This is a genomic window from Bacillus sp. AFS059628, assembly GCF_002571225.1.
Classification (GTDB): Bacteria; Bacillota; Bacilli; order Bacillales; family Bacillaceae_G; genus Bacillus_A.
The window spans coordinates 47,433-65,811 of record NZ_NVEC01000102.1; the positions used below are offsets into that span (position 1 = coordinate 47,433).

17 protein-coding genes and 5 pseudogenes are annotated in these 18,379 nt (G+C 31.1%); 18 read left to right on the top strand and 4 right to left on the bottom strand.

Going from position 1 to position 18,379, the window contains the following annotated elements; all coding sequences use genetic code 11:
* Positions 1-178: 178 nt before the first annotated feature.
* Positions 179-1,405, bottom strand: coding sequence for an MFS transporter (locus tag COL05_RS28220; protein ID WP_098670985.1), 1,227 nt, complete (start codon positions 1,403-1,405; stop codon positions 179-181).
* 147 nt (positions 1,406-1,552) lie between these two features.
* Here COL05_RS28220 and COL05_RS31570 point away from each other — a divergent pair, with 147 nt between their 5' ends.
* The 5 genes and pseudogenes from COL05_RS31570 (at position 1,553) to COL05_RS28240 (ending at position 4,652) form a co-directional block, all read left to right on the top strand.
* Positions 1,553-1,696, top strand: coding sequence for a hypothetical protein (locus COL05_RS31570; RefSeq protein ID WP_180233485.1), 144 nt, complete (start codon positions 1,553-1,555; stop codon positions 1,694-1,696).
* Positions 1,697-1,794: 98 nt separating this feature from the next.
* Positions 1,795-1,916: pseudogene (locus COL05_RS28225) on the top strand (winged helix-turn-helix transcriptional regulator); the annotation flags it as partial.
* Positions 1,917-2,033: 117 nt separating this feature from the next.
* Positions 2,034-2,783 (top strand): class I SAM-dependent methyltransferase, encoded by a 750-nt coding sequence (locus tag COL05_RS28230; protein ID WP_098670986.1) that lies wholly within the window; start codon positions 2,034-2,036, stop codon positions 2,781-2,783.
* A gap of 208 nt (positions 2,784-2,991) precedes the next feature.
* Positions 2,992-3,786 carry a VOC family protein gene (locus COL05_RS28235; RefSeq protein WP_098670987.1) on the top strand — a complete coding sequence of 265 codons (795 nt, stop codon included), beginning with the start codon at positions 2,992-2,994 and terminating at the stop codon, positions 3,784-3,786.
* Between the two features lie 116 nt (positions 3,787-3,902).
* Complete coding sequence (locus COL05_RS28240) at positions 3,903-4,652, top strand: aminoglycoside phosphotransferase family protein (protein WP_098670988.1); 750 nt, start codon at positions 3,903-3,905, stop codon at positions 4,650-4,652.
* A gap of 78 nt (positions 4,653-4,730) precedes the next feature.
* Here the strand turns inward: COL05_RS28240 and COL05_RS28245 are convergent.
* Positions 4,731-5,678: pseudogene (locus COL05_RS28245) on the bottom strand (phosphotransferase enzyme family protein).
* Positions 5,679-5,870: 192 nt separating this feature from the next.
* Between COL05_RS28245 and COL05_RS28250 the strand changes: the two are divergent.
* Positions 5,871-6,965 carry a helix-turn-helix domain-containing protein gene (locus tag COL05_RS28250; protein ID WP_142337702.1) on the top strand — a complete coding sequence of 365 codons (1,095 nt, stop codon included), beginning with the start codon at positions 5,871-5,873 and terminating at the stop codon, positions 6,963-6,965.
* A gap of 14 nt (positions 6,966-6,979) precedes the next feature.
* On the opposite strand, the gene COL05_RS28255 is transcribed toward COL05_RS28250, so the two are convergent.
* A complete protein-coding gene (locus COL05_RS28255) occupies positions 6,980-8,671 on the bottom strand; it encodes a M3 family oligoendopeptidase (RefSeq protein ID WP_098670990.1) in 1,692 nt (563 codons plus the stop codon).
* A gap of 175 nt (positions 8,672-8,846) precedes the next feature.
* Between COL05_RS28255 and COL05_RS28260 the strand changes: the two genes are divergently transcribed.
* From COL05_RS28260 to COL05_RS28285, 6 genes and pseudogenes are all read left to right on the top strand, one after another.
* Positions 8,847-10,226, top strand: coding sequence for an aminotransferase-like domain-containing protein (locus COL05_RS28260; RefSeq protein ID WP_098670991.1), 1,380 nt, complete (start codon positions 8,847-8,849; stop codon positions 10,224-10,226).
* Positions 10,227-10,237: 11 nt separating this feature from the next.
* Positions 10,238-10,324, top strand: a pseudogene (locus COL05_RS32080) (carboxypeptidase regulatory-like domain-containing protein); the annotation flags it as partial.
* Between the two features lie 14 nt (positions 10,325-10,338).
* Positions 10,339-10,641, top strand: a pseudogene (locus tag COL05_RS28270) (helix-turn-helix domain-containing protein); the annotation flags it as partial.
* Between the two features lie 63 nt (positions 10,642-10,704).
* Complete coding sequence (locus COL05_RS28275) at positions 10,705-11,667, top strand: helix-turn-helix transcriptional regulator (protein ID WP_098670993.1); 963 nt, start codon at positions 10,705-10,707, stop codon at positions 11,665-11,667.
* 74 nt (positions 11,668-11,741) lie between these two features.
* Positions 11,742-12,374, top strand: a complete 633-nt coding sequence (locus COL05_RS28280; protein WP_098670994.1) for a type 1 glutamine amidotransferase family protein — start codon at positions 11,742-11,744, stop codon at positions 12,372-12,374.
* Between the two features lie 367 nt (positions 12,375-12,741).
* On the top strand, positions 12,742-12,945 hold the full coding sequence (locus COL05_RS28285; RefSeq protein ID WP_098670995.1) for a hypothetical protein: 204 nt from the start codon (positions 12,742-12,744) through the stop codon (positions 12,943-12,945).
* A gap of 28 nt (positions 12,946-12,973) precedes the next feature.
* On the opposite strand, the gene COL05_RS32085 is transcribed toward COL05_RS28285, so the two are convergent.
* Positions 12,974-13,216, bottom strand: coding sequence for a hypothetical protein (locus tag COL05_RS32085; protein WP_098670996.1), 243 nt, complete (start codon positions 13,214-13,216; stop codon positions 12,974-12,976).
* Positions 13,217-13,327: 111 nt separating this feature from the next.
* Between COL05_RS32085 and COL05_RS32475 the strand changes: the two genes are divergently transcribed.
* The 6 genes and pseudogenes from COL05_RS32475 to COL05_RS32415 all read left to right on the top strand — a co-directional run.
* Positions 13,328-14,254: a zinc-binding dehydrogenase gene (locus COL05_RS32475; RefSeq protein WP_098670997.1), complete on the top strand. Its 927-nt coding sequence runs from the start codon at positions 13,328-13,330 to the stop codon at positions 14,252-14,254.
* Positions 14,255-14,599: 345 nt separating this feature from the next.
* Positions 14,600-14,740: a hypothetical protein gene (locus COL05_RS31575; RefSeq protein WP_180233484.1), complete on the top strand. Its 141-nt coding sequence runs from the start codon at positions 14,600-14,602 to the stop codon at positions 14,738-14,740.
* A 191-nt stretch (positions 14,741-14,931) separates the two neighbouring features.
* Positions 14,932-15,429, top strand: coding sequence for a DUF421 domain-containing protein (locus COL05_RS28305; protein WP_098670999.1), 498 nt, complete (start codon positions 14,932-14,934; stop codon positions 15,427-15,429).
* Between the two features lie 234 nt (positions 15,430-15,663).
* Complete coding sequence (locus tag COL05_RS28310; RefSeq protein WP_098671000.1) at positions 15,664-16,293, top strand: class I SAM-dependent methyltransferase; 630 nt, start codon at positions 15,664-15,666, stop codon at positions 16,291-16,293.
* Between the two features lie 258 nt (positions 16,294-16,551).
* On the top strand, positions 16,552-18,054 hold the full coding sequence (locus COL05_RS28315) for a UDP-N-acetylmuramoyl-L-alanyl-D-glutamate--2,6-diaminopimelate ligase (RefSeq protein ID WP_098671001.1): 1,503 nt from the start codon (positions 16,552-16,554) through the stop codon (positions 18,052-18,054).
* A gap of 81 nt (positions 18,055-18,135) precedes the next feature.
* A pseudogene (locus COL05_RS32415) lies at positions 18,136-18,312 on the top strand (hypothetical protein); the annotation flags it as partial.
* Positions 18,313-18,379: the final 67 nt, after the last annotated feature.

The window sequence follows — 18,379 nt, forward strand, 5'->3', positions numbered from 1 at the left end:
ATAATGCCTTTTTTCTTTATCAATTTATCCATAAATATCAAGAGAAATTACTTCTTGATTCGATTCATCAATGACTAGCACAATTTTCTTTGCAAATCTATAAAATTAGCGCATTATAATAGATATTTAAGTTTCTCGACTTCAATTAGCTAATCATACATAATTATCTTTCCATCCATCATATTTTGCGTATCGGGCTATATATTGCAATAAAAACTTCGAGTAGCTTAGTGAAAGCAGCTAAAGCAAATACAAAAACTGGATTATAGGCTGAAATAATACCTCCTACTAATGCCCCGAGTGGCATCGCTAATCGTGTAAGTACACGTGAAAAGCCTAAAACCCTTCCTTGCATATTTGATGGAACGGTTTCCTGGCGAATTGTGGCTACAATTGTATTCCATGCAATATTGCAAGTCATTGCAATACCGAAAGCAATACCGGGAGCAAGCCAATATGTACTCCAAAGCGCAAAAGTTAAGCCAATTGCTCCAACAAATAGGAGTAAAGGAATTAGAAGACCGCGTTGCAATCTCTTTTCTAAAGGAACTGCAATCAAGCTTCCTAAGAGCCCGCCTATTCCAATTAGTGAATAATTAAAGCCGCTTTGTTCCGGCGTAAGTTGCAATGTGGATAGTAAATAATACATGAACACACCTAAAACCGCACTTGCTCCAAAGTTTCCAATCATAGCTTGAAAAGATAAAGCTAAATTTAAGCGGTCATTTTTGAGCCATTTAAATCCATTAACCAAATCAGCTAGTACATTTTGAAGTGTATTTTTATCTTCGCATTTCTTGTTTACGGTTTTCATAGACGGTAATAATATCACAGCAACTAATGTTGCAATAAATGAAAGAACATTAATCCAAAGCACCTGAAAGCCACCAATAAAAGTAATAAAAAAACCAGCTATTATTGGACCAAACAAACTAGCCAATTGATTGACCATTTGATAGAAAGAATTAGCTTTCGTTAATGATGCACCTGCAATATGTGGAATGACTGTAACAGTTGTTACATCAAAAAGCATGGACATAACTGCTAAGGTAAAAGTAATTACGTATAAATGCCAGATTTCTAATAGATGTAATGCATGTAGAATTGGTACGAGACTTACTAAAATAATATTGGTAATATCAGCTATCCAAAGTAACTTTTTTCGATCGTATTGGTCAATTATTACACCAACTAAAGGGCCAAATAAAACAATTGGCAATACATTAATAGCAAATAAAGAACTCATAATTACAGATGAACCGGTTAATTGATAGGCAATCCAAGGCAACGCAAAAATGTAGAGTGAATCCCCAATTCGTGAAATGAGTAAACCAAAAATAAAAATCTTGTATTCTTTAGAAAAAGTTGTCTTTACGGTAAGTCTTTGTTCTTGTTTAAGTTTCACACTATTTATACCACCTTTATTATAGAGGAATTTGAAAATCATCCGTCCAATATTTGTTATATATAGAATTCTGTAATTTTTAGGCGAATCCTACTTTTTAGAGGTATTTTAAAACCTGAAGGAAGAAATAAAAATGAAGGCAGTATTATGAAAAGGATTTTAGTACGAACAGGATGGGGAGAAAGCTCATTAACAAAGTATAGAAATTCGTGGAAAGAAACAGTACCTGATTATATAGCGCAAAACCCACTTGATGCTGTGTGTTGGATTCAAGATAATTTAAATACATAATAAAATTATAGTAAACTATTTTATTCAAAGGTTGTTAAGAGGGAAAATATTTATACAAATAGATAAGAATGTGCGAACAGCTGGTGCGTATGAATAGTAAACGGGAAATTTATCAAAAAATAGTACCTAAAGTGGAATATAGTTTATCCGAAGATGGAAAATCAGTAAGTGCTGTTTTGGATAGTTTTTGTGGTTGTGGGGAAGGAAGCATTTAGAATAAAATTGTTATGTAAACTAAAATGCAGTATATTGAATGTTTTTCTGATAATTTTTATTTTGTAATATATAATTAAATAATAAGTTTATAATTACAGATCAACAAAGGGGAACACATAAGATGAACGAATTAGAGTACAAAAACTTTTATGATAAAGTAGGAAGATTAAATGGATGGGATTTTAGTAAAGTAAAAGGTGAAACTGTAGGAGATTCATGGGACTTTTATGGTGAGGTAAAAGAAAGGTGCAAGCCATCACATATTTTACTAGATGTTGGTACAGGTGGAGGAGAAAATGTACTTAACATAGCATCTTCGGCTAAATTGTTAGTTGGAATAGATAATTCTAACGGAATGATTGAAAAAGCACATTCCAATTTGAGAAAATCAGATGTACAAAATGTTGAGTTTCTTCAAATGGATTCTGCAGCTTTAACGTTTCCGCATGCGCATTTTGATATTGCTTCTAGTTGTCACGCACCGTTTATAGCATCTGAATTAGCAAAAGTAATGAAAAAAGGTGCTTTGTTTTTAACACAACAAGTTAGCGAACATGATAAATTGAACTTGAAAGAGGCATTTGGAAGAGGACAATGCTTTGGTGAAAGAGATGGAACTTTAAAAGAAAAGTATATGGGTGAACTTATAAGTGCAGGATTTGAACTCGTGCAAGTACTTGAATATGATGTTACTGATTATTACAGTACGGCTGAAGATCTCATTTTCTTATTAAAACATACGCCTATTATTCCTAGGTTTGGAGAAGAAGAGGATTTTACTATTTTACAAAAGTTCATTGACATGAATAGTTCTGAAAAAGGGATTCGTACAAATTCAAAAAGGTTTATGATGATTGCTGTAAAATCATAATATGTTTTATTGTAAAAGTTGCTTTTCGTTTAAGGAAAGGCAGCTTTTTTGTATGGAAACAATACTATATATTAATAATGAAAGAAGCTAACATATTCATACTAAAGTTGTAGTTTTTTATTTGAAAAATCCATCCTTCCGTTTGATTCTATCTATTTATAAATGTAATACAATACGAATAGATAATAAGAAACAAGGGGGATGGAACGTGATTACACATATATCAAATATAAAACTACAAACGGTTTCCATAGAAGGGGTAAAACAAGTTTATAAGGATATATTATCTTTTCCAATCAAAAAAGAAACAGCATCGTTTATTCAATTTGAAGTAACGCCATACACAACAATTAGCTTTCAAGAAGCGTATGAACCAATTGCACCTGCACATTTTGCTTTTGAGATTCCATATTCAAAATTTCATGAAACAGCAAGGTGGTTAAAGGATTCTGGATTACTCATTGTGAAATGGAAAAATGGAAATGTAATTGGTGAAGAGAATGGTTTATTTAATGTATACTTTAAAGACGGTGATGGAAACCTTCTCGAAATTATCGCACATAGTTATGTTAAAGAAGGTGTAGTAGTACCGCATTCGCCTTTAAACATTTTATATGTAAGAGAAATCGGACTTCCCGTTAAAAGTGTACCTGTATTTACAGAATGGTTGAAATCAAATCTCAATATGAAAACGATGGAAGATGGGGCTATTTTCAACTTTGTTATAGGGGGCACAGCATATATTGTTGCAACATGGTGGCAACGACCTTGGATCCCGATTGCGATGAAAGCTTTACCACCTAAAGTGCATGTTTCTTTTGGAACACCGGACCCTGCATTTTTACAGCAAATTCAAATTAACTTTAAGAAAAATAGTGTACCATTTCAATGTAAGCATAATGAAGTGTCATTTATTGAACAGGGATATGCATTTTCAATTGTGCATACACCAGAGTTCCATTCTGATATTCCAAGTAAATTAAACTTACCGCTTTCTATTTAAGGATGGGAAGTGGTAAGTTTTTTGTATTTTCATGGAGAAGGGTTTTCGCTTTATTACAATGAATTTATAAAGGCGTATAAGATGCTAGCTTATTTTACTGTAAGGAGAGAAATGAATTGAATCTAGGAAATCCGATAGCAAAAGGGAACACAGCGGAAATTTATCTATATGATAATAAGATTATGAAATTATTTAAAGATTACCTCCCAAATACAGAGTCTATGAATGAAGCAAAAAAACAAAAATATTCGTATTCATGCGGGCTATCAGTTCCAAACGTATTTGAAGTGACTAAGATACAAAATAGACAGGCAATTATTATGGAATACGTAAAAGGGGACAGTATAGGTGATCTCCTGCTTAATAATCTAAATGAGGCAGAGTATTATATAAATATTTGTGTGAATGAACAAAAAAAGATTCACGCTATACGTGTGAATACGGGTGAAATGGAAGCAATGGAGGAAAGGTTAGAGCGTCAAATTAAATCTGTACATAAATTGGATGGAAAACAAAAGGAAAGTATATTGAATAAGTTACATTCAATCAAATTTGATCCTATATTATGCCATGGCGATTTCCATCCATTTAATCTAATTTTAAGTGAAAAGAATGTAAGTATTATAGACTGGGTAGATGCTTGTTCAGGTGATATTCGTGCAGAGGTGTTTCGTACATATTTATTATATGCGCAGTCTTATATAGAATTAGCGAAAATGTATTTACAAATATATTGCCGCAATTCCGATCTAACAAGAGATGAGATCTTTCAATGGGCTCCTATTATGATTGCAGCTAGATTTTCTGAGAGAGTATCTCCGCAAAATGAAGTGTATGTAAACAGATTATTGTCTCAGTATTTATAAGTAATAAAACAAAGGTTATTTAGTAGCTAAAATACTGTTGTTTAACTAAAGTTTCCTTGTAGTTAAACAACAGTATTTTTAAACATTGATATAGGTATATTTAGTTTCGATCTTCATCCTATAAAGATTCATTATCCGTACTTGTTCCTCAGTTAATTTTTCTTTATCTTAATATATATGTATTAAGCTATATTCAAAAATCTCCTTTAATTTAATAAACATTGGAAACTTTTCTATCATCTCTTTAGGTAGTTCATTTTCTTTTTGATATCCTTCAAATAGTGCTTTTGTAATAGAGTGCTCATAGTCAACGATATTCCCATTTCCAGCAAATGAATATTCTATCGCACTATAAATAGGAACTGCTAAATCGAATAGGTAAAAATGTTTTTCACAGTCTTGAAAATCAATCATTATTAAGTTTGAATTGTTTTCAACTAATATATTTTCTAACCATAAATCACCGTGAATTAAGCCGTAATTCGAAGTGGATTTTTGTAGCTTTTTTATAGAAGTTAAAACGTCAGATGCAATTTCTCTTATAGTAGTTTCTTCTTTAGGGATATACTTAAGAAAATTATACTCTTCATTTTCATACCAATCGTTTATATGTTTAACTGGATTAGTCTGTTCAAAGCTTTTAGAAATACGATGTAATTTTCCAATTTGTTTACCAAGCTTTTTAAATATTTTAGAATTCCATTCGCACCTTGGTAAATGTATACCAGGCGCAGCTTTATATAATACAGCAAATAGCTCTTCGTCTAATGTTAATTTCTCTACTAAATTCCCATTAAGAGAAGGTAATATTGGAGGAACTGCTAAACCATTTTGATATAAAAAGTTCGTATATGTAACTTCTTCTAACTGTTCTTCATATGTTTTGTAGTTTGTAATTCTAATGAAGTATGTATCTAGTTCTGTAATACATTGATACATTTCATTCGTTATTGGTTTAATGTTAATAAAATTTAATAGATATCGTTCATTTATTAATTTGAGTATTTCTTTTTCTAGCTCGTTCATTGTAACGTCCTTTCTGAACTGTGATTTTTTAACAGATAACTAAAAGAATCTTAATTTACAACATTCGTGTTTTATTTTTGATATCCTTTAAAATGAAGCATGATGTCATGAATGGCTCCTGTTAGAAAACACAAGAAATATCAAAAGAAAGCAACGAACCTCTTTTATACTTATAAATAAGGAGTGAAGGAAATGAATGAACATATACAGCAGATGATTGATTGGATTGAGAGCAATTTAAATGAAAAATTTTCATTAAATGCATTATCCCATTATATGGGCTATTCTCCGTATTACTGTTCTTTTAGATTTCACCAAGTAACAGGCATTAGTATTAGGCGCTATATTCTTTTACGAAGACTGTATTTATCTACGGAGGATTTGAAAAATGATAGAAAGATAATAGATATTGCATTGGATTACGATTATTCTTCACAAGAGGCTTATAGTAGAGCTTTTAAGACTGTTTTTGGAATGAATCCAAGAGAATACCAACGTAACAACATGCCTATTCAATCATTTGTTAAACTCAATATAAATAAAGAAGGGGAGTTTAAAATGAACGTTTCTAGAAAATTAGAGGTTGAGCAGTTACGAAATGCGAAAAGAGAGCTGTTTGATAGAGATGTACTGAACATATTAAATGGTCAAATGATGTATGAAGAATTTAAAACGGAGAAGCTAATGGGTGAGTCTAATTATGCCCCATTTAACGAGGCCATGTGTGTAAATAGCGCTACTACACAAGTTTTTAATGATGAGTTTATTAAAACAAGAGCAGAAGGACATAACAGTTCAGTAGAAAGTTATACAAAAAAGGTTATAGATCCGTTAAAAAATCTTTTTACGAAAAAGTATAAATGCATTGTTTTATGGTTCGGTGAAGATATGTTTTGCCAAATGAATCTACTTACTATACTTTCATATCTTGAACAGTCTTGTTATGAAGGGAAAGTATACTTAAATAGTTTCAGGGAGGATGAATTTAAAGTAAATCAAATTGAACTTGAATTGGGTAATTATTCTACTATATACAATGAAGTATTAGTAAACCATAAAAAGACTTCCCATAAGGTACCACCTGTAATGTATCAGGCTATAGACTTATATTTAGAAATGCTAAAAGAAGATAATATCGTAATGAAATTCATCTCTAAAAATCAAAGTTTATCAAATCAAGAACTATTAATAAAGTTGTTTCAACTTTTTCCAACAATCGGATATGGTGATACTCAGTACATAGAATTGATAAATAAAATAAAGAAGAAAGCTGAACCTAAAATATAGGAACAGCTTACTTCTTACAATTGTTCAAGTGACTCTAATTCGTCCTCTACAAATAACATTAGTTCTTTAATCGTTTCTCCAGAAAAATCAAAACGAATTCCAGCCGCTTCATATATTTCCGGTAAAGATTTAGAGCTACCTAATGATAAAGCTTTTTTATAATTTTCTATTGCTTGTTTAGGATTTTCTTTATATTGTTTATACATTTGCAACGCACCAAGCTGTGCAATAGCATATTCGATGTAATAGAATGGGATTTCGAATATGTGTAATACAGGTAACCAGCCAGTTGCGATCCAATTTTCATACCCTTCGATATTTACGACGTTTGATTGGTAAGTGTTATGTAATTCTAAATATTTTTCGTTTCTTTCCTTAGCAGTATGATTAGGATTTTCATACATCCAATGCTGGTATTGATCAACGATAAGCATTGGGGGTAAATACTTAACAATATCTTTAAAGAAATCTAATTTTGCTTTTATAAATTCTTTGTTATTATCATAAAATGTATCCCAATATTCCATCGAAAATAATTCCATCGTCATGCTAGCGAGTTCAGCTGATTCAGAAGGGATTTCTAAATATTTTTGTAGCTCTAACTGCTTCATACATTCATTATGAATACTATGACCCATTTCATGGAGGAAAATAGTAACATCATCATGTGTATGATTGAGATTCATGAAAATGAAAGATAATCGAGAAACAGGCAAATATTCGCAAAATCCTCCTGGCGCTTTTCCTTTACGACTTTCTAAATCTAAGCAATTATTTTCATGCATACGATTCAGTAGTACAGAAAATTCAGGGTCTAGTTTATGTAAAATATAAGAACTTTTTTCGATTAATTCACTCGCATCTTCAATTGGTTTTAATACTTTTTGATTTGGTGCAGTTGCTTTTAAATCCCATGGACGAAGAATATCTACTTGAAGTTCAGATTTTTTCTCATTAAATATTTTATCGATAAGTGGTACTACGTATTTACGAATAGATTCAGCAAGCTCATAACAATCATTAGGCGTATAATCAAAACGTTCATGTTTTTTAAACATATAATCACGATAATTATCTAATTGAATATTTTTAGCCTTTTGATGACGGATTGCGATTAATTCATTTAATATATGTTGTAATGTATCTTCAACAGATAAGAATGTTGAAGAAATGAGCGTTTTTGCTTTTTTTCGTATATGACGATCCGGATCTTGTAAGTAAGACTGTAGTTCAGTAATTGTTTTTTCTTCACCGTCCCATTGTGCAGTTAAACCACCTGTAATTTCGAAGTACTCGGTTATTAGTTTGTCTTCGCTTATTTCTAAATCAATGTTCTTTTCGCAAAATAAAGTTTGCGCATTCTTAATTCTTTTGTCTAGTAAGCTATACTTTTTTACATCAAGTTCCATTCGAAAAGGTGACTCTAAATATTTATTATCAAATGAATTTTGATAACGTTTCAAAAGAGGGCGTACATATTGTTGATCATATTCAAAAGTATCTTTTATTTTTTTATTATTTGTATTACATTGAAATGCGATATAGTGCGATGTTAACTGTTCTTCAATTTCCCAAATGACTGTAAATTGTTTTTTTAACCAGTTTTCAAGCTCTAGCTTTGAAGAAATCTCTTTATTTAATAAAGTAGAAAGAGTTTTTTCTAATTCTAGAACGTTACTAATATCAATTGTATTTAAGCGCTGCATGACATATCCCTCACTTTTTATTCATTCATGGAGATATTCTACTTATTAATTGTAATTTCCTTGTTAAGAGAAGGGAATGTAAAATAATGTTAAACTTTAAAGTGGTAGAAGGGATGTATTTCTGTTTGCTTAAGAATGAGGAATATTTTTAAGTCCTTGCATAAGGGGTGAAATAATGTATAAGTATTTACATATTTTTAATGATATAGAAAACATGATTCAACATGGAGAAATAAAAGAAGGAAAGAAATTACCGTCTATACGATCGCTTGTTACGCAATATGAATGCAATAAGGCGACAGTTATACGGGCACTACATGAATTAGAAAAGCGTCATATTATTTATTCCGTCCCTCAAAGTGGATACTACGTTGTTCGAAAGTCAGGGAGTTTTGTAGAGAATGATGAGATAATTAATTTTGCTTCCTCAGCACCAGATCCAGATGTTTTTCCATATTTAGATTTTCAACATTGTATTAATAAAGCCATTGATACATATAAAAATGACTTGTTCGTATATGGGACGCCAAAAGGTTTACCGTCTTTAATTCCGGTCATTCAAAAACAATTAGCAAACTATCAAGTCTTCACTAAAGAAGAAAATATTTTTATAACGTCAGGTGTACAGCAGGCGCTAGCAATATTAACTTCTATACCATTTCCAAATGAAAATGAAACGATATTAATTGAACAACCAACATATCATCTATATATTGAATATCTAGAAATAAACCAAATCCCTGTAATCGGTATTAAACGTACGAATGAAGGGATTGACTTAAATGAGTTGGAACGTATTTTTCGAACAGGTAAAATAAAATTCTTTTATACAATACCAAGATATCATCATCCGCTTGGAACTTCTTATTCTAAAGATGAGAAAGAAAAAATCGTATTATTGGCTAAGAAATATAATGTATTTATAGTGGAAGATGATTACTTAGCAGATTTAGAAACGGATTCAAAAGCGGATCCTTTATATAACTTGGATAATTGTAATCATGTAATATATTTAAAAAGTTACTCGAAGATTATTTTCCCAGGTTTACGGGTTGGAGTTGCGGTCATTCCGCCATCCATCGCAAATGATTTCCATAAATATAAAAAAATTTTGGATATTGATAGCCCGATGATATCTCAAGCTGCTTTAGAAATTTATATAAAGAGTGGCATGTTTGAACGTCATAAAAATAAAATTAAATCTTCCTATCACGATAGATCTAAAAAACTAGCAGAAACATTAGAAAAAGCTCATAGTGAAAACCCGCTTTTATTCACGTATAAAAAGCAAAATACAATTGGAATTCATACTTGTTTAAAATTACATAAAACGAGTATTTCAGAAATGTTTTTCCAAAGACTAAGTGAAAAACAAATAAGTATTGATACAATTGATAAAAATTATGTGAGAGGTTTTCCGAAAGAAAGACTATTAAAGTTAAACGTATCGAATGTAAAGGAAGATAGGATTGAAGAAGGAATTCGTAAAATAATGGAGGAAATCAAACAATTGGAACATATAACCTTCCAATTTAAAAAAGAAAAAAATGAATAAGTAGCTTTGTTGTGAGACGCAAAATAATTCTCTTGTTTGTGTGTATCGCTATAATAGTTGAAACTATTGTTGTAACTAAATATTATAATAAGGATGATAATTATAATTCTTCAAAGAAACATGGCTAGATTTATCAGAAGATAATTCCTAAAGCCAATGCTTAATTAAGGTTATGGCGGGTGTAAACCAATTAGAACGTGATCTGATCCGTAGGTGGAAACATAAAGGGATTGAACTGAATAAGAAAGAAGGAAAATTTAAAGGTTGGTTAAAGAAATATCATAAAAATCATGCAGGAATGAATTATGCAGTAAAGCTTTATGAAGAGGTAGATATGAATGTAAATCAAATTTTTGAAATTACAAATGTGTCTAGGGCCTCATTATTTAGAAAGCTATCGGAAAGGAACAGTTGATGAGTTATACTAAAAATCAGAAATATATAATAAGGGATAAATTCCATAGAGAGGTGGAATTACATGCCTAAAATTGATAATATGTTAGCGATTCTATGGATGCTTCGCTCAGGTAAAAAAATTACTGCAAAACAAATTTCAGAAAAGTTAGAGATGAATATAAGGACTGTGTATCGTTATATTGATACAATTTCAACAAGTGGTGTACCTATAATTTCAGAACCAGGACATAACGGTGGATACACGTTATTAAACAATTTTATTGAGGCTCCTCTTTTTTTTGATTTTGAAGAGCAAACTTCACTATTTCACGCTGCTGTTTTTGCAGAAGAAGCCGGATATTATGGAGGTGAAGCATTAAATAGGGCCATTTCAAAACTAAGTAAATACTCAAATCAAGAGCAGGAAGCAAAGATAAACCGACATTTAAGTAGTCTAGAAGTAATAAGTCGATTTAGTTCATCCTCTATGGAACATTTTTTGAAGGAGTTGGAGCAGGCCGTAACTGATGGGTATTCAGTAAAAATTCTTTATTATAAAAGTGGGAAAAAGCAATTAAATTATAGATTGGTCGATCCGTACAGAATTATCTATTGGAATAATCAGTGGTATGTGATTGGATTTTGTTATCTTAGGAATGATATCCGTAGTTTTAGGGTAGATCGAATTGAAAATTTAATGCTAACCGAAAATAAGTTTAACCAGCCAGAAAATTTTTCAGCACGTGACTTTTTTATAAAAAATCTTCTTCCAACTATAGAAGATAAGGAAGGGATTATTTCTTTGGTTATTAGTGGGGATAAAAGTGTATTGGCTGATATTTGCCAACATTGGTTTTTAGGACATTATTTACAAGTGCGGACTTCAAATAAAGCAGTTTTTCTTCTTGAAAAAGATATGATACATACATATGTACCTTATTTACTTTTACCGTACAATAAATCTATTAAAGTTATTGAGCCAATAAGTCTTAAGAAAAGACTTATTGAAGTTCTGTCGGAATTAATAAAATTTCATGAAGTATGATAACTTCCCTGACGTTAACTGTCAGGGAAGTTATATTATAATATCCATATCAATTGTGATTGGAGTGATATGGGATGCAAACAAAAAGAGTTTTTCTATATGTATTTAATACAATGTCGGACTGGGAATATGGATATTTAATTACCGAACTAAATTTAGGAAGATATTTCAAAAAAGATTTAGTACCTTTAAAAGTAATTACAGTAGGAGCTAATAAAGAAATGATTACTACTATGGGGGGACTGAGCATAAAACCAGATATTTCCCTTGATGAATGTACTTTTGAGAGTAAAGATCTTTTAATTTTACCAGGAGGGACTACTTGGAGTGAAGAGATTCATCAACCTATCTTGGAAAGAGTTGGCCAAGCTTTAAAGTTTGGTACTATTGTTGCTGCAATTTGTGGTGCAACTGAGGCCCTTGCAAATATGGGATACTTAGATACTAGAAAGCATACAACTAATAATTTAGAATACACTAAAATGGTATGTCCTAACTATAAAGGAGAAAAGTTCTATGAGTTGGGATCTGCGGTATCTGATGCGAATTTAGTTACTGCATCAGGAATAGCTCCTCTGGAATTTGCGATGGAAGTACTGAAAAAATTAGATGTATTTGCACCAGATACATTACATTCATGGTATAACCTAAATAAAACTCACAAACCTGAATACTTCTTCCAGTTAATGAATTCAATAAATTGCTGAACTAAAAAATCAACTAAGCAGATTTATATTTATTTAAAAAATAACCATGCTCTAGACAATGTCAAAGCATGGTTATTGAATATAACTTAAAAATGGTTATAAAGTAATGAAAATTCCTTAACGTTGTATATTCGTATTTTCCTGACGTTACCTCTATAAAAGGAAATATGATAACAATCATATACCGGAAGTGATAGAACTGAGTTATAAAAAGTAGAAGAAAAGTGTTACGTTAATACTTTTTAGAGCACTCAATTATTGAGTGTTTTTTTGTTTAGGACATAATTGTTTTAAATGGAAATAAACTACCAATAGGTGATATCCTTAAAGTATAGTATTTACTTTGAATAGGAGGCTGATGGAGTCTATGGCGGTACGTATAGTCGATGATTTACAGCAATTATCGTTATTACTAATGTTTTTAAGTACATTTATATTTTACAGATATTTAAAAAGGGTTAGGCGAGAGAGAAAATTGACTGGTTTTGAATGGACAATGTATTTTGCCACTCAATTTGCGACATTAATTTGGGCATTCACTTATTTTATTAAACACTTAGGTGAATCGTAATTTCTATTCATTTTCAACTAGTTTACTGTTATCTATTAGGAATATAAATATAGTTTGTATCTAAATCAATGACAACATTGCTCATGATGTATTCTCGTAGTAACTTTGGGATTCTTTTATAATGGTACTGTACACAAAATAAGCTTAGAGGCTCTTCATTAGATATCTTTTCATTTTTCATATTTATATACATTGTTCTTAATTCGTTTAGAGAACAGTTAAGGCCAATAACATACTCATTTATTCCATATCCATCAAATTCAATTATCATATTATCACTGTTGGGTGCTAGCCAACTTTATAGCTCAAATTTTAGATGAATCTATTATACATTCTTTGAAATTTAGTGAGAATATATTTTTATAAAATGAGAGGGTTATAAATGGAACAAAATAAATTAGTTTTAGAAGGACCAAAACGTCTTAAGTGGAAAACGCGCGAAATTAAGTCTATACAGGGTGATGAAATTATCGTTAAAACAATTGTAGGTGCAATAAGTATTGGAGCAGAGTTACCACAGTATAAAGAATCGGATGTTACAGATACAAATCCTATCTATCTAAGAAAAACTGGATATGAAAGTTATGGTGAAGTAATTCAAGTTGGTAATAAAGTAACAAATTTAAATGTAGGTGATAAAGTAGTTTCTTTTTATGGACATGAAACGATAGGAATAGTTAAGGGAGATAAAGTAATTCGAGTGCCTAGTTATATAAAACCTAAAGTTGCTTTATTATCTATTCTTTCGTGTGATGCTGCTAAAGGGGTATTGAAGCTAGACCCGCGACAGGATGAAAAAGTACTTATTACTGGAATGGGAGTTATCGGTTTACTCGCTTGTTATTTCTTAAAATACTATGTAGGTGTTGAGCATGTGGATGTTGTTGAGCCTAATAAAAATAGAACAGAATTTGCAAAGAAGTTTGGTGCGAAAAACCTCTTTGATTCAGAAAAACAAATAATAGAAACATATAATTACGGTTTGGAATGTTCTGCTACAAATAGAGGGTTTCACACATTGCAAAAGGCTATTAATAGTAATGGAGCGATATGCATTCTTTCTGATGGTAATATAGAAGACTTAACATTAACCGCCGACTTTTATCGAAAAGAATTGAAAATCATTGGTTCAAGTGATGGATATGATTACCAAAAACATGCAGATTGGTTTTTTAGTCAAATAGAACAGACGCCATGGATAGAAGAGATTTTTCAACATGAAATTCATTATACTGCGCTTGAAAAATGTTTTGAGGAATTAAGTGAAGGAATAATTACTCCTTTAAAAGTATTTGTCTCATATGAATAATGAACAAAACAAACAGATACTTGTCACATAGCTTACATATGTTTCGACACTAATATGATAACAGAGCGCGGAGTAACATGTACGGGAATTTTTTATCCCGCATTTAATGGGCAGTAAGACCCCCACCTCAAAATNNCTAATAATCAGTGGGGGATGAACAAAACCCCCACTGATTAAAGTTTCACTTTATAGGTACAACGGGTTGTGTAAAGTGAGAAGGGCTGTTGCGCTTTCATTATGTACAAATAGTATATTATCTTTCTCAATGCACATATTAAGTAAAGTATTTAATATCATGTACATAAAAGGCGGGGTAATATGGATGAAAATAAGAAAGATGAAGAATTGATTAAATTTAAGAAACAATGGTTTAATGAAGATAATCAACCAGTAGCTGGTATAGAGTTAGCTTTACCGCCTGATATAGGCAGCATGTTAGACTCGAAATCAGTTGATGATAAAGGTGAAGAAAGTAATAATGAATAAGTTTAATCTATACGCATCCATTTGGGTGCTTTTGTTTTTTTGACAATAGAAGATGGATTATTAAATCCTTATTGAAAAAAGGTTGATCTAAATAGACCCATTTTCTATATATGTAAGTTTTAATTTTTACCAAAAAGTTTAAAGTGCATCTAGAATGCTAATAACATTTACCATTAAAGGATTGGGCTATTATGCATATTATTGTTGAAAGCATTATTTTAATTCTCACTGGGATTCTTGCATTAAAAATGACAGGTAGTAAATCTGTTAGCCAAATGACAAGAGCTGAAATCATTATAGTAGTATCAATTGCGCGTATTATTGTAGAGCCTGTATTAAGTAGGAAAGTAGTCCCATCTATATTTGCAGCTGTAATATTTGCAAGCGTACTTCTTATCATTCATTTCTTTGAACTGAAATCAAGGAAGGCGGAACAATTCCTAAATGGCAGTAGCTTTGTAATTGTTGAAAACGGAGAGATTATTAAAGCGAACTTGATGAAGGCAAAAATGTCTGAACAACAACTTTATATGCAATTAAGAGAAAAAGGAATACATGATTTAAAGATTTTGCAGCAAGTTACAGCTGAGCCGAATGGGCGTATTGGTTATCAATTAATAGAGAAAGCTCAACCGATAACTTTAGAAATGTTAGAAAAAATATTAGATCAGTACAAAATAAAAGGATAATTTCTTATGTGAAATGTCAATATACAATTGAAGTATTGGCATTTTTTATTTTCTCTAAGTGTAAAAGTTAATATTTAGAATAGATATTCAGCCAATCTTTAAATTAGATATAAGCTTATTAATATGCTATATTCAATGGACCTATAGTGACTGTGGTAAAAAAAGCAGTGTTAAAATGAATAGGTCTTTCATGTGATATTAAATATGAGATGAAAATAAGGAGATAGAAATATAATGGAATTTTGGGAATTCAGCTTTATTGAGAAACAAACGATGTGGGGATTTGAACCTACAGAATCTGCACTTTTGACAAAAGAGTTTTTTGTGGAAAACGATGTTAAAGACATATTAGTTCCGGGTATTGGATATGGGAGAAACGCGAAGGTATTTATCGAAAATTGTGTAAATGTAACAGGCATTGAAATTTCAAAAACAGCGATCGATTTAGCAAGAGAAAACGGACTTGAAGATGTTAGTATATATCACGGTTCGGTAAACGAAATGCCTTTTGATAATAAACTATATGATGGGATATTTAGTCATGCACTTCTTCATTTGTTGAATGAGCAGGAAAGAGAGAAGTTTATTAAAGATTGTTCTAATCAGTTAAAACCAGGCGGATATATGGTTTTTACAACTGTTTCTAAAAAAGCTCCCATGTACGGAAAAGGAAAACAGTTGGATAAAGATTATTATGAGATAATGGAAGGCGTAAACATGTTCTTCTATGATTCTGAATCTATAAAACAAGATTTTAATAAATATGGATTAGTACAAGTTTCGGAAATTGATGAACCAAACAAGAACATGACAAATAAATCTTCAATCAATTTTTTAATGATAAAATGTAAGAAAGAACTATAACTAAAAGTTATTAACAATTATTAAAGATGTTTATATATTGATTATGCACAAATAAAAAGGACAAGCATATAATAGAATTACCTATTAACTTTAAGTAACCTTAACTTTCGTTAATAGGGTATCTCAAAATCCCTAAAAAGAGCACTTGCGGAAACAAGTGCTCTTTTATTTTTTGTTTATTAAATGTGATTAATTTTGTTCGACTAACATGGAATTTTAAACCATTATTTTATATAAAGTGGTAAGATAAATAGGGAAATGTGTAAGGGGGCGGTGGATTTAAAATTAAAAGAGCTGGCGAATTTGTTATTAATTAAAGAAACCATTGGGGATATGAATGTAGAAATTACGGGATTAGAAATGGATTCTAGAAAGATCACTAGCGGAAATCTTTTTATATGTGTATCAGGTATTGATGGTTTTCTTGAAGATAGACATCAATTTGTTGAAGATGCAGTAAAAAATGGCGCGGTGGCGTTAATAGTAGAAAGAGATGTAAACATTGAAATACCTAAAATAATTGTTAAAGATGCTAGGTATGCTATGGCAGTTATTGCATCACATTTCTATGGTTACCCATCCAATAAAATGAAGCTAATTGGAATTACAGGAACAAATGGTAAAACAACGACTTCCTATTTGATTGAAAAAATTTTAAATGATTATGGATTTCAAACAGGGCTAATGGGGAATAACGGAGTGAAAGTGGGTTCGAAATGGTATCCTACTGATATTAATACGCAAGAACCTACGATACTTCAACGGAATTTGCAAATGATGAAAAATCAAAATGCAGATTATTGTGTTATGGAAGTTACCTCACAAGGGTTACATATGGAGAGAGTTAAAGGATGTGACTTTAAAACTGCTGTTTTCACAAATTTAACGCAAGATCATTTGGATTATCACGGAACATTTGAGGAATATAAGCACGTAAAAGGTCTTCTTTTTTCAAGATTAGGAAATGGTTTTTCTGCTATAGATCAAAAAACTGCTATTTTGAATGCAGACGATCCATCGGTAGAATACTTTAAAAAAATTACTTCTGCTGAAGTGATTACATATGGGATAAATAATGGTGCAGATGTTCAAGCCAAGAGCATAACTTTAAGTTCAAAAGGAATACAGTTTTTAGTTTCTTCCTTTAATGGAGAAATAGAAATTAATCTAAATCTAGTAGGCCGTTTTAATATATATAATGCATTAGCAGCAATAGCAGCTGCAATGGTTGAAGGTATTCCACTTACTAACATTAGTGACAGCCTATCTAACTTAAAGAACATTGAAGGTAGGATGGAAATCATAGATGAAAACCAAGATTTCCTTGTAATAGTGGACTATGCACACACACCTGACGCGTTAGAAAATGTTCTTTCAACAATTAGCGAGTTTTCAAAAGGTAAAATTATCACTATTTTCGGCTGCGGTGGAGATAGAGACGCAAAAAAACGACCTATAATGGGTGAAATTGCTGGAGGTTATAGCGATTTTGTTTATATAACTTCTGATAATCCACGTTCGGAGGACCCGCAGGAAATAATGAAAGATATTGAAAAAGGATTTTTACAGAAAAATTATTTGAATTATAAAGTAGAAGTTGATCGTGAACTAGCTATAAATCATGCGATACAAATGGCATCTTCTAATGATATTGTTTTGATTGCGGGAAAAGGGCATGAAACGTATCAAATATTAAAAGATTCAACTATTCATTTTGATGATAAAGAAATTGCTCGACAAGCAATTAAAAATAGTAGATAGGTTATCTTTTAAAAAAGATAGGATGAGATTAAGTTGTGAATGGAGTGTTATTGAATGCAAACAAGAAAAGCTTATTTCTATGTAGCGTCTGGTGAAAATCTTATTACTGCATCTGGAGTAGCTCCTTTGGAATTTGCGATGGAAGTTCTAAAAAAATTAGATGTCTTTGCGGCGGATACACTCCATTCATAGTATGAATTAAATAAGACATATGAACCGGAACATTTCTTCCACCTAATGAATTTGCTAAATAGTTAAGTCGTTTTGTATGTGATTTCTAATAAAAACCATGCTTCTAATGATTGAAGTGTGAACTGACCCACGA

Coding starts and splice junctions, on each gene's coding strand:
- COL05_RS31570 (WP_180233485.1), top strand. CDS start 1,553: ATGAAAAGGATTTTAGTACGAACAGGATGGGGAGAAAGCTCATTAACA.
- COL05_RS28230 (WP_098670986.1), top strand. CDS start 2,034: ATGAACGAATTAGAGTACAAAAACTTTTATGATAAAGTAGGAAGATTA.
- COL05_RS28250 (WP_142337702.1), top strand. CDS start 5,871: ATGAATGAACATATACAGCAGATGATTGATTGGATTGAGAGCAATTTA.
- COL05_RS28255 (WP_098670990.1), bottom strand. CDS start 8,671: ATGCAGCGCTTAAATACAATTGATATTAGTAACGTTCTAGAATTAGAA.
- COL05_RS28260 (WP_098670991.1), top strand. CDS start 8,847: ATGTATAAGTATTTACATATTTTTAATGATATAGAAAACATGATTCAA.
- COL05_RS28275 (WP_098670993.1), top strand. CDS start 10,705: ATGCCTAAAATTGATAATATGTTAGCGATTCTATGGATGCTTCGCTCA.
- COL05_RS28280 (WP_098670994.1), top strand. CDS start 11,742: ATGCAAACAAAAAGAGTTTTTCTATATGTATTTAATACAATGTCGGAC.
- COL05_RS28285 (WP_098670995.1), top strand. CDS start 12,742: ATGGCGGTACGTATAGTCGATGATTTACAGCAATTATCGTTATTACTA.
- COL05_RS32085 (WP_098670996.1), bottom strand. CDS start 13,216: ATGATAATTGAATTTGATGGATATGGAATAAATGAGTATGTTATTGGC.
- COL05_RS32475 (WP_098670997.1), top strand. CDS start 13,328: ATGGAACAAAATAAATTAGTTTTAGAAGGACCAAAACGTCTTAAGTGG.
- COL05_RS28305 (WP_098670999.1), top strand. CDS start 14,932: ATGCATATTATTGTTGAAAGCATTATTTTAATTCTCACTGGGATTCTT.
- COL05_RS28310 (WP_098671000.1), top strand. CDS start 15,664: ATGGAATTTTGGGAATTCAGCTTTATTGAGAAACAAACGATGTGGGGA.
- COL05_RS28315 (WP_098671001.1), top strand. CDS start 16,552: ATGTGTAAGGGGGCGGTGGATTTAAAATTAAAAGAGCTGGCGAATTTG.